The sequence below is a fragment of the Caballeronia eucalypticola genome, from assembly GCF_047608185.1.
In the GTDB taxonomy this organism is placed as follows: domain Bacteria; phylum Pseudomonadota; class Gammaproteobacteria; order Burkholderiales; family Burkholderiaceae; genus Caballeronia.
Genome location: NZ_JBLKRU010000097.1, coordinates 1 through 11600, shown reverse-complemented (window position 1 = coordinate 11600; position 11600 = coordinate 1). Strand labels below are relative to the sequence as shown.

General features: G+C 58.6%; 8 protein-coding genes. 2 read left to right on the top strand and 6 right to left on the bottom strand.

Translation table 11 applies throughout. From position 1 onward, the window contains the following. The 5 genes from ACMX25_RS40370 to ACMX25_RS40350 form a co-directional block, all read right to left on the bottom strand. Positions 1–2252, bottom strand: a 2252-nt coding sequence (locus tag ACMX25_RS40370; RefSeq protein WP_414955346.1) for a polysaccharide biosynthesis tyrosine autokinase, incomplete at its 3' end; no start/stop codon positions are given. A gap of 115 nt (positions 2253–2367) precedes the next feature. Continuing rightward, positions 2368–3681, bottom strand: coding sequence for a glycosyl hydrolase family 5 (locus ACMX25_RS40365; protein WP_414955397.1), 1314 nt, complete (start codon positions 3679–3681; stop codon positions 2368–2370). Beyond that, the gene (locus tag ACMX25_RS40360) at positions 3678–5003 is read right to left on the bottom strand and encodes a hypothetical protein (protein WP_414955396.1); all 1326 of its coding nucleotides are present in this window, start codon (positions 5001–5003) and stop codon (positions 3678–3680) included. Before ACMX25_RS40360 ends, ACMX25_RS40365 begins: the two co-directional genes overlap by 4 nt. 540 nt (positions 5004–5543) lie before the next feature. Further along, on the bottom strand, positions 5544–7082 hold the full coding sequence (locus tag ACMX25_RS40355) for a N,N-dimethylformamidase beta subunit family domain-containing protein (RefSeq protein ID WP_414955395.1): 1539 nt from the start codon (positions 7080–7082) through the stop codon (positions 5544–5546). A 27-nt stretch (positions 7083–7109) separates the two neighbouring features. After that, positions 7110–8192 carry a glycosyltransferase family 2 protein gene (locus tag ACMX25_RS40350; protein WP_414955394.1) on the bottom strand — a complete coding sequence of 361 codons (1083 nt, stop codon included), beginning with the start codon at positions 8190–8192 and terminating at the stop codon, positions 7110–7112. Between the two features lie 571 nt (positions 8193–8763). Here ACMX25_RS40350 and ACMX25_RS40345 point away from each other — a divergent pair. Both ACMX25_RS40345 and ACMX25_RS40340 read left to right on the top strand, forming a co-directional pair. Next, on the top strand, positions 8764–9612 hold the full coding sequence (locus ACMX25_RS40345) for a phytanoyl-CoA dioxygenase family protein (protein ID WP_414955393.1): 849 nt from the start codon (positions 8764–8766) through the stop codon (positions 9610–9612). Between the two features lie 61 nt (positions 9613–9673). Further along, positions 9674–10948: an acyltransferase family protein gene (locus tag ACMX25_RS40340; protein WP_414955392.1), complete on the top strand. Its 1275-nt coding sequence runs from the start codon at positions 9674–9676 to the stop codon at positions 10946–10948. A 206-nt stretch (positions 10949–11154) separates the two neighbouring features. Here ACMX25_RS40340 and ACMX25_RS40335 read toward each other — a convergent pair. Then, the coding region (locus ACMX25_RS40335) for a transposase (RefSeq protein ID WP_414953766.1) at positions 11155–11600 on the bottom strand (446 nt) is incomplete at its 5' end.

Sequence of the window (11600 nt, the reverse complement as noted above, 5' to 3'; positions counted from 1 at the left end):
GCAAGGTAAAGACCGTACTCGTCGCGCTCGCCGTACCGTCCCGGCAAGAAACCGTTGAAGATATGGCCCCCCACCCTCGCCCCAACATTCTCCAGCCGCCGAATCGTCTCTTCCAACTGCCGTGCACCCGTGTGATCGGCACGCGACACCAGCAGCACCAGGTCACAGTCTTGCGAAGCGATCGACAACGCATCGCTCACCGGCAGAACGGGTGGCGAATCAATCACCACGTAATCGTACGTCTCGCGAAGCTTGGCCAGCATCTCCTGGAACGCAGGCCGTCCCAGAAGCTCCGACGGGTTCGCCGGCACACTCAGCCCCGCGTTCAGCACCGAGAGGTTGCTCTGATCAAGCTTCACGATCGCCTCTTCCACCCGAGCCGTGCCCTCCAGCACTTCGGCCAGCCCTGCGCCGCTGCGCTCTTTCAACAGATGCCGCAGACGGCCCTGGCGCATGTCCGCATCGATGAGCACCACCGAAGCGTGCGTCTCCGCCAACAGATAAGCAAAGTTCGATGACACGAAGCTCTTGCCCACGCCCTGCGTCGGCCCCGTGAAGAGGATCACCTTGCCCGCCGACAAGTCACCCGTCTCGAGCAACGCCTTCATGCTGCTGCGCAATGAGCGCAATGCTTCGATCCCCGGATCCGTCGGGCTATTGGCCGCCAACAGCTTGGCCGGCGTACCCAGGCGACGGCGTGCGGCGCTGCTGTGCTGCAGTTGCGCCGACGATTGCGCAACCACGGCCAGACGCGGCACATGCGAGATGTAATCAATTTCTTCCGGTGTCCGAAGTTCCTTGCGCTTCAGCGAGATCAGGTGCACCGTCGCCGCGCTCACGAACAACCCGCCAAGAATCGAACCCAGCAACACGATCGCATTGCGCGGCCACGCCTGCTTCTCCGGCGTAATCGCCCAGTCAACCACGCCCACGCCGGGCGCCGTGCTCGCCGCTGCCACTTCCAGTTGCTGCGCATTGGTCAGCACGCTCGTGTACAACTGCGTGCTCACGGCCACATCGCGCGCAAGCCGGACATATTCGCGTTGAATGCTCGGCAGCTTCGTCGCCGTGTCGCTCAGCTCCTGGATCTGCCGGTTCACCTGATCGAGCTGCGAAGCGGCCGCTTGATACGTCGGGCTATCCGGGCGGAACTTCTGCTTCTGCTCGTCCAGCTGGAGCTGCAAGCGCGTCTGGGTATCGGCCAACGTGCTCAAGCGCGTGATCAGCGCCGTGCCTTGCTGGCCCATGTCGACCATGCTCGTCTTCGTGCGGTAATCGTTGAGGCGGTTCTCCGCGCTCTCCAGATCCGCCTTCAGCCCGGGCAGGCGCCCACGCAGGAAGTTCAGGCTCAGCTGCGCCTGCTCGGCACGCGACTGTTCGTCACGCTTCAAATACGTCCTCACGATGGTGTTGACCAGCATTTGCGCGGCCAGGGGCGAATCGGCCTGATAGCTCAGGCTCATGATCGAGGGGTCACGGATCGACGAACCCTGGCTCGCCACCGACGCCTTCAGCGCCTTGCTCACGCGCTCATAGACCGTCTGCGCGGACTGGCTGCGCAGCGTGAACTCCACGCCCGGGCGCGCCCGCAGCGTGTCGATACGCAACTCGCCAGGCGCACTGCCATCGGGTGTGCTCACGCTAAATGAGACCAGCTGCCCGACGCGGCCCTGTGCCAGCGCCTCGCCGTCCTTGTCATACAGCGTGTATTGCCCGGCTTCGCCCGTCACCACGCGAAACTTGTCGCCCAGCGACGCTTCCGGCACCGTGAAGACGCCCGGCTTGAGCAGCTCGCCGCCCCACGCGTAGCCGCTCAAGCCCAGAAACGGCGGCACCAGTGTTTGAGCGTTGACATGGCGCGAGGCCATGAACTGGCCAATCAACGGGAAATGACTTCCCGTTTGCACGCTCGTTTGCGCACCGGTTTGAGCGATCGCATCGCTCACGATGCTGCGCGATGTCAGCACCGCGCTCTCGTCGCTTGCCGACACCGTCGCGCTCATCGTGCCCGACACATCCGACAGCGCGCTGAGCGAGGCGCCAGGTTTGGACGAACTTTCCACCCGCAGCATGGCCTCGGCCCGGTATTGGGGCGTCGCCAGCAAAATGTACAGCCCGCCCACCACCACGAACGTGCCCGTGATCGCCATGAACAGCCGCTTGTGGCGTACCACGCTGCGCCACAGGTCAATCAGCCCGTCGCTCTTCTTCGGCGCCGTACTAAACGACGAATGCCCGATGTATGAACTCATGTCAAACCCCTGCAATAAAAGATAAAGGCCGAGCCCGTGGATAACAAAACGCTTCCGGCTATCGAAATAACCTCGCCCGCCAACGATGCTTACCGCTCAACCACAATGACGTTATTTATGAAGGAACACTAACAAAGACCGGTCCCATTTCCTCCGGGACTGCCTGGATACCCGTAGATGCCCGCGGGGTGCCGTACATATCGGTCACGATCGCGTTTTTAGGCAGACGAGACGTATCCAGGTCAATCGTGCTTCCGTCGCCGTAGCACCAAATGACGTACTTGGTTGCGGTCGCCGTGAGCAGTTTCAGAACGATGTATTTGTCGTAATCGTTGATGAAATATCTGGCATCGCTGACGTTTGCCGTGAACGAAAACAAATGCTTCGTCGCGTTATAGACCGGCAACTTGGTGTTGTCCGCGTCCAGCAAGCCAAAGTTATGTTCCCGGTCCTGAGGATTGGTTCCGTCGTTGCGCATGTCGTAATACGCCGTGAGCCCGATCTGCGAAATCCAGTTGGCCAGCAACAGACGTACGGTGTACTTGGCCTGACGCTCGCGCGCTACTGGCGAGTGCCCGTTTTGAATATCCGATACATAGGCGTAGCCATAGGTCGGGTACCCCAATTCAGTCGCCCAGAGTTGCGGCACCTTGTGATAAGTCGACAGATCCTGATCCAGTGCGCGGTAATCCTTGAAGACCGTCTCAGGGTATTGCTGCCGGTAAGGATGCACGCCCACCGCGTCGGGTCCCATTTGAGTCGCACTGATGTCGCCGACGGAACGAATGAAACTGCGGTTGGCCTCTGTCACGCCGCCCGTGGCAATGATCGCTTTCGGATTGGCGCTCTTGGCTGCATTCACGGCGGTCTTCAGCAGAGTCCGATAAGCCGAGGGCGACGGATCTGCCAACCAGAATTGTTTGGAATCCTGCTCATTCCACACTTCGAAGCGAACTGCCGCTTTTTTGTAGCGAAGTGCCGACTGGTAGACATAGGTATGGAACGCTGCAAGCTGGGAAGGCGTTGTCGGCGCTTGCCTCGGACTATACAAATCATTGTCATAGCCCAGGATAAAAAGCGAGCCTAATCCCCGCTCCGCCAGATTGGAAACCAATGTGTCATAGGTCGAAAAATGCCAGCCGCTGGCGTTCTGTACCGATCCCCAAAAAAGGTCCGTGCGCACGAACGAGAATCCGACATCCTTGACCGCATCGAGCAATTTCATATCGCTGAGATCATGGATCGCCACGCCGGTGTCGGCGCGGGAAGCCGGAAACAAGGGCAACGCGGTGTACGTTCTTTCCGCAGAGTCTCGCGCACCATCCGGGGCGATCGTTGGCGTCGCGAGTGCTGGCAAAGCCTGGAGCGCAAAGCAACTCATGAAGACCATGATCGCTCGGCGATACAGGGCGTCTTTGGGATTCTTCATTCCGATGCTTCCGTTTTTGTTTTTACGACGGTCGCATTCCACGCGCCGCGCGCTGTCCGATCCGCTGGAAACGGGCGGCGGTTGCGCCTGATTTCCGGTTGCCGTGCGCGCCTAAGTGAGCGTGCGGGCAGAACCTCGGTCGTTTGCTCGAGCAACAAAGCACGGATCGTGACGCCCAGGAACAACAGGCAGCCGAGCGATTCGACAACGTCAGTCGTGATGCCGCTGATCAACAGGAAAAACAGCATGATCAAAAGACCCTTGTCTTCCGATACACGCAACAGCACGAATTTCGTCAGCAAGATCGCGAGAAGAAACGCTCCGAGCAGTCCGAAATTGGCGACTGCATAGAGAGCCAGGTTGTCCGCGTAGCCAACGTTGAAGCCAAAATCGCCCTTGTAAAAACCGGCAGCAGCACCGAACCCGCCAGGACCGATCCCCAACCAGATGAGCTTTTCCTGAAGCATGCCTTGCAGGATGCCCGGCCAAGTGTCCACGATCCGGTCCTGCAACGAAGAGAGCGCACCGGATCCGACCACGACATCGTTCACGGCAGTGGTGACAATATAGGATGCAAACGGCATGATGATCATCAACGCCGCCGCCCACATGCAAGCCTTTCTCAGTGTCGGCGCCCGTGCAATGCCGTACAGCGCGACCACGAGTGCCAGTGCGACGACCGTCGTCTTGTTTGTCGTTTGCCAAATGGCAACTGCCGACGCAACGAGCAACACGACCACCATGATCCGCGAGCGGACTCGAGACAGCAGCCACGTCATCATCAGTCCGATCAGCAGTCCAGTTGCGGCACTGCTGCGCCCGAATCCCGGCAACCGCTTTACGAAGCCGGTGTAATTCTGTTGAGCGTTGCCGATGTCAACTCCCCCAACATCCGCTTTCGTCCCGATCCACGGCAAGGGCATGAAATAGTTCACATAGACCCCCACCATGCACACCACCGCCAGAATGGAAAATGCGATCCGCACGGTACGTCCATTCAATATGGCAAGAGCGTCAGGCGGCGCCAACATGGCGAACAACATCGGCGAGACCAGCCAGAGCCAGAAAAATATAGCCGTCAGCTGGACGCCGTTGGCCAGCGACACGCAAGCCTGTACAGCGATGTATAAGCCGGCCAGGAGGTGGCCGATTCTAGGCGGCTGTTGCACGAGAAGCACCACGATGCAAATCAGCATCAAAACCTTTGGTGCGTAGAAAATCTGCGTCGCTCCGACGACCGACGCGTAGTAACGAAACGCTCCTGCCATTACGTCGCTAGCAACCGCGATAAAGAACGTGAAAGCCCAAAGTCTGTTTATCACTGGAGATCCATTCATTTTTTCACCATCGCACGATCGCCCGGGGATGCATAACCGTCTTAGATGCTTTGAAATGACGGACTTGATAAGTCGTTACACGCCCGGTATTGCACGGGCCCTAACTAAAAGACGACTCGCGGTAATCAGGGCCGGTCGGCAGCACTGCGTTAAAGCTGCAGCGTTCGGCACTAATGGCCGCGCCAACGATGACCTTGGCCGCATGAAGAATCGTATAGGTGTGAGAAATCGGCGAATGTACGGCGACGCACGCTAGGATAATTACGCCTAACGCGCACCTGTTATTCCGCCATGTAAGCGGAAAGTAAAGGGCATGTTCGCCTCACCGACAGCGCGCTCGGCAGCCGGTTGAGCAACGCCTCCGGCGTGATACGCCTTAGCGAGCGAGTTATTTACGGCAGGCGGGCGCCGCCGCGCGTAGGGGGCGGCTCACTGAATGGCTGTGGAAAAGGAGCAACGTTAAAACCCGGCGGCCCGGGCGAAAAGGGTCGTTGCCACCGAGGTACCGCCGCTTTCGAGCGGATATCAGATCGCGGCGGTATTGCCGATTGCGGGGGTTTCGGTCTCGCGCGGAGCACCGCTGCGGTTTTGCTGCGACGCACCATCGAAAGAAAGACCGATGAACCGGCGCACCACATTGCGCGTAATCCGCTGCACGACTAGATTGCTTTTCGCCTGGGTGTCGAGCAACACCCTCGCCCAGTCGGTCGTTCCGCAGTTGAAAACCTCCCCTTCGCTCAGCGTGCCCGCCAGATTCTTCGGGCGGAACATGCCGAAAGCGCCGATACCGCCCATCTCCCAACCGACAAGCTGCCGGGTGCTGGCGAGTGTTTCGAAGCCGGTGTGCGGTTCGTCTGGCGGCAGGCCGTCGACTTCGTAACCGACCAAGCGGTCGTCGGCCCCGAAGGTCTCGCCTTTTTTCAGACCGGTGCCCGTGAATACCCAATGTTCAGGTTGCGTGACCGTAAAACCGACTGCCTCGCGCTTGCGGTTTATCCAGCCGCCGCGCCAGCGTTTCCACCTGCCGTAATGGCCGCCGCCATAGGTGTAGCTCAGGCCGATCAGGTGGCGTTCGTTTCCGCATGCCCGTGGATCGTTGTTCGGCTTTTCCGTCAGCAAATCCCAGTCGCCTGCCAGCTTGCGCATGCCGACAGGGTTGCCCGCGGCATCACGGGAAAACCTCACCGGCCGGTAGCACGTATTGCCGCTGAACACCGCGAGATTGCCGCCCTGCTCGACGAAGCGCGCCACGTGCTCGCGCATCTCGTGGCTCCAGTACTCGTGGTGGCCGACGCTCAGCATGCAGCGATATTTCGTGAGATCGAGCGCGCTTCCCTCATGAAGATCGAGGTCGGTATAGAAATCGCATTCAACACCTTCCGCCCGCAGCCAACGAATGAACTTGGCGTCCCAATGCGAGAACTGCTGGCGTGGTGAGGCGGAATCGTACGGATCGACGGGCTCGCCGAGCTGAGCGCCAAAGCCACCGCCTGGACGGCGCAAGCTCACTTCCAGGGCGGCCGGACGGCGATGGATCGGGTCGTTGTAGTAGCAGCCGCCGCCAATGGAGTTGTACGCGTGGTAGGTTGCGACCGGCACGATATAGGCGATCGGCGCCGACGGAGTTCGCGGACGTACGACGACAAGCGCCATGCTGTCGCTTGATGGAGGCGCGCCGGACACAGGCTTGCGGCCGAGGCAACGGCGCCCGGTGTCGTCACGCGGTTTTCCCCCGGCCGTAACTTCATAAGCGACGGCCACGTATGCGCCGCTTGAAAGCGCCTCGGGAGCGGGCAGATCCGGCCGGATGCGGATGGTCGGCCAGTTCCAGTCATCGTCGAACTGCTCAGTTTCGTTGCTTCCCGCCGACTCAAAAATGTAATGCCCGTCCACCAGCGACGCTTTTACATTCTTCTGTCCCTCCACCGCCACGCCGCTGCAGAACAGAAGCAGTTCGTCGCCGGCCTGCTGATAAATCGCCACCCCGAAGCGGCGCTTCGGTTGCACTGCAAGTTCAAACGATTCACCGGCAGTGAAACTCGTGTGGATTGGATAAATCTGCATGGTCGGTTCCCGAAAAGACGAATTCCCTCAACGGCTGCTGGCGGTCGCACGCGTCGGAAGATTACCCAGGGGCTCGGGCTGGATCATCCGCGGTGCTTGGCGGGACGGCCTGAGCTGAAGGCCGAACGTGCGTTTGACGAGTGTCTTGGCCTGAAAGATCCGCCGATCGATAAAGATCCGGGACCGGTATTGCAGCGCCGGAAGCGTCCCGGCAGCCTGCGTTTGCGCGAAGCGGCTGTAGCGCGCGGCTATGGCGTCGATCATCGCCATCGATTCACGCAACGCGTTCGACGGTACGCGTGACGCCTCTACGCACGCATAGCGGAACGCCTTGTGGAAGATCGAAAGCCAGTACGTGCCAAGTGGTCCGGTGGCGCCGCTTTCGCAACGTTCAAGCGCTTCTTCCGCAACGAGTGCAATGCCCTGCGCCGAATGCAGCGTGGCGCGCTGCGTGATGCTGCCGGCGCGACGCCGGTAATAATAAAGGTCGTCGGCGAGGCGATACAGCGTGCGGGCGCGCGTATAGATGAACGGAATGACAGCGAAGTCCTCGTACACCCGGCCGACTGGAAAGTCGATGCCATTCCACAGTTCGCGGCGGTAGACACGCGCAACGGGAAACGCCTGGCAAACCTTGGCAAACTCCATGAGTGCAGGAAGATCACATACGCGCTTGCCGATCGTTGCAGGGTCGACGAGCTCCATGCGGTCGATTTGCTTACCGTCCGTATTAACGATCCCGAGATTGAATTCGATGATATCGGCGGAGTCGGCGCTCAGCAGCGGCAGAATTATTTCCGAGAAACGCACGTCCCAGACATCATCCGCATCGAGAAAACCGATATACGGCGATGTTGCGACCGCAATGCCTGCATTGCGTGCGGCGCTCACCCCGTGGTTTTCCTGATGAATCACTTTGATATGACGGCCGGCCTCGGTTTCTTGCACTGCCCGGATACGTTCGAGCGTGTGATCCGTTGATCCGTCGTCCACTACGATGAGCTCAATCTCCTTTGCACGCGATTGTTGCAACGCCGATGTTAGCGATGCGCCGATGAAATGCTCGACGTTGTATGCGGGAATGACAATCGACAACAACGCTTTTTGCATGGTTTCCCCTTGGCCGCAGTCTCTAACAGCCCTTGTTCGTTTTTGGCGCGACGTCAGGAATGTTTCCCATAACCCCGACAAAAATGCGCCCTAAGGCAATCGCCCAGATTCTTACACAGATTCTTACGTCTAGTAAGGATGGTAGCGAAGCCTTGTGGCCGGAGATGTGCGGCGCCCAACGTTAATTGCGATCAGGAGCGCTTAACCTTAAATCATGCAAGTTTCATGCGCTGGTGCCCATATAGAAGCTGAATGGAAGGGAGAAGCCGATGACGATTCCCGCTGATATTCACTAATCGCGGAAAGCATAAATAGCGCGATCCAGTCCCGGACACTTTGAAACAGCCGCGGCAGGGGGAGTCGCCATCGCGTCACTCCCGCGCGAGTTCGACCCGACACGATGCACTCGAAAACAACGTTTTATGCGCTGAATCGCACGGAGTGCTGATTTGTAACATGGTGTAGTAAAGGCAAATCCAACTAGATCCGGAGGCCTATTTTGAATCACGCCACAACCGCCGCCGCTGCTTTGTCACCGAGCCAAAAAGAACGCTTTTGGCAAGATGGTTTTATGCGGCTAGAGCAAGTAGCGAACCTTGACGAACTTGCTGCGCTGCGGCGGGTGGGTCAACGCTTGCTTCAGAGTAAGGCAGGCTTTCGAGAAGGATTGCTTTTCGACTTCTATCCCGAGCATACGGAGTTCGATGAGCCCAAGCTCGCGCAGTTGCACCATCCGTCAATGCTGGACCGCAGTATCGCTGAGACGGAACTGCGCCGTGCCGCGCATCGAATTGCAGTGCAATTGCTCGGCAACAAGGCACGCTTCGTCAGCGACAGTTTCTTCTACAAGCCGCCTCATGCCGATGCGGTGACGCCGTGGCATCAAGACGAAGCGTTCACCGATCCAAGCATTGAATACCGCGAGATCAACTTTTGGTTTCCGTTGCAAAATGTGTCGCTAAAGAACGGCTGCCTGCAGTTCATTCAAGGCTCACACCTAGGACCCGTGTTGCCGCACCAGCCGATCGGGGGCGACCCGAGCACTCACGGCCTTGAATGTTTCGACGGCTTCGATCCCGCCAGTGCGGTTGTCTGTCCGCTCGATCTTGGCGGTTGCACAATTCACGCCGGGCGGACGTTGCATCACGCAGGCCCTAACCATTCAGACGCGCCACGTTACGCGTACGCCATGGTGTTCGGCCTGCCGCGACGCGCGGCGAAGACCGTGCGGACGTTCCCGTGGCACAGCGACCGGGAGTTGTCGCGCGGCATGCGTGTGGATCAGTCGCGCTCCCGCGGTTTCTATCTGCCCTACCTGTATCGGAAAATGCGCGAGTTCGACACCACGAGTGCGTATGAGTGGCGCCTCGCTGCGCGTCGTCTTGCGAAGCTCGTGGCGAAGCGCCAGCGGCGGGCGTGATTCAACTGAGCACAACATTATTCGATCTGGATAACGTTCTCTTATCTAAAGGGGAACTTCATTGAAGACGACAGCCGGAGTTGTGCCGCATCGACTGTCCCATGTCGATGCAATTCGGGCCGTGGCGGTTCTGCTTGTCATGTGGGCTCATTACGCCGACAAGTTCGGTCCGATTGCAGGTTCCGAACAATGGTTAAACACGACACAGTACTACGGCAATTTCGGCCGTATCGGCGTTGTCGTGTTTTTCGCGCTGAGCGGATTGCTCATACCCAACAGCTTGAACGGCCCCATTGGCGCAGGCACGCGCCAATTCATCATTCGAAGGTTTCTCCGCCTCTATCCGACCTACTGGTTATCAATCCCGCTTGGCTTCTTCGCCTACTGGATGCTGTTCAATAAGCATATGGACGTTGCAGGATGGCTAGCCAACGCAAGCATGATTCCGGACGCGCTAGGCCACCCTGAAATGATGGGTCACTACTGGACGCTGGAAACCGAACTCGTATTTTATGTTCTGTGCCTCGGATTATTCTGGTTAGGCGGAATTCAGCAGATGCGCGTCCTGTGCATCGTTTGCGTTGCATTAAGTGCCGCCTTCGTCGTCACTTCCGCACTTCACGTCATTCCCGCCAATGCCTTGGGTCAGTACAAAGGCATGCTCTTTCATCTATCAATCATGTTCTGGGGTGCTTGCTACCGCAAAGCATCCGACCACCCGAATGAACGGGTGGTGCTCGGATTGCCAGGGGTGCGGGCGCTGCGCGCGGACTGGTCCTACAAAAGGGCATTCTTGAGCGTAACTGGAACCGTAGTCCTCGTTTCACTATTGATTGGCGCAGTCGCGGTCAAACAGCATGATGTTGAGCACATCATCCAGTCGTTTAGCTACCTGGCCGGATTGGCGATCTTCGGCACACTGGCGTCCGTCTGGAAAATCCATCTGCGACTTTTTGCATGGCTCGGCAAAATCAGCTATTCGATGTACCTGCTGCACGGCATACCGCTCTACGTGATCTTCTGGTTGTGCAGCCGGGAAGGTTGGAAAGGCGCCCCGCTCGCCGTCTATATGATTCCCTCAGCAGTGTTAGCGGTCGGCATTTCGTGGGTGAGCTTCAGCGCAGTTGAAGCTCCGTGCATCTGGTTCGCCCATGCGCTGACGTCGGCTCGGCGAGCGAAAGCGCCCGATGCCGTCGATGCCGGCGAACCCGCACAAGAAAAATGGCCCACGGTGGCCGCGGCCCGCCCGGAAAACTTGTTGCCCGAGTCTGAGCATGGTTCAGGCGATACACCACCTTTGCCCGGTATGCAGGACAACGTGCTCTTATCAAAATAGCGCTCTGCTTCTTACGACGCGTCCGACTTAATTCAAACGAGATCGATGTACGCCAGATAGTCCGAAGCGATCCGACGCTCTGACCAACATCGGACAGCACGACGAACCTCGACGCGACTCCGAAAGTCCAAGCCGAATCGCTCCTGATGATCTGCATCCTGGATTCGGCAAGATGCAGTTCTGGTTCTAAGTAGAATGGCACTTACTTAAGCCCGTGGCGCGTGCCCATATTGTCGGACGCGCTCGCGTGCGATGTGACGAGGCTCTTTCAGCCATGGGTAAGACTTCGGTCTTCGTTTGCGCATTCGTGGTTCGATGCGACCGGGACGATTCCCAACGCAAGACTGCGCGATCAGGTTGAACAGCAGACTCTGGTCGTGGGTTGCTGCCAGACCTCGGGCCAGCCATTCAGTCCATAACTGCACGGTGTGTTTGAAACTCAGTGTTCTCGGATCGGTGGCATAGTGGCTCGCGGCCTGAGCCATCAACAACCGAATCACGTTATAGGCCAGCAGATGGACCCAGATCTCCTTCTCGTTCATGTGGGCAGTCTGGCAATGCAGTACGTCCATACCCATCGTCGTCTTGATGTTACGTAGATCCAGTTCCACGTTCCAACGCCTGGCGTACAACTGCGAGAGCTCCTGTTTGC

Excerpts from the sequence above, each read along its gene's own strand:
- ACMX25_RS40355 (WP_414955395.1), bottom strand. The coding sequence starts at position 7,082 with ATGCAGATTTATCCAATCCACACGAGTTTCACTGCCGGTGAATCGTTT.
- ACMX25_RS40345 (WP_414955393.1), top strand. The coding sequence starts at position 8,764 with ATGCGGCTAGAGCAAGTAGCGAACCTTGACGAACTTGCTGCGCTGCGG.
- ACMX25_RS40365 (WP_414955397.1), bottom strand. The coding sequence starts at position 3,681 with ATGAAGAATCCCAAAGACGCCCTGTATCGCCGAGCGATCATGGTCTTC.
- ACMX25_RS40350 (WP_414955394.1), bottom strand. The coding sequence starts at position 8,192 with ATGCAAAAAGCGTTGTTGTCGATTGTCATTCCCGCATACAACGTCGAG.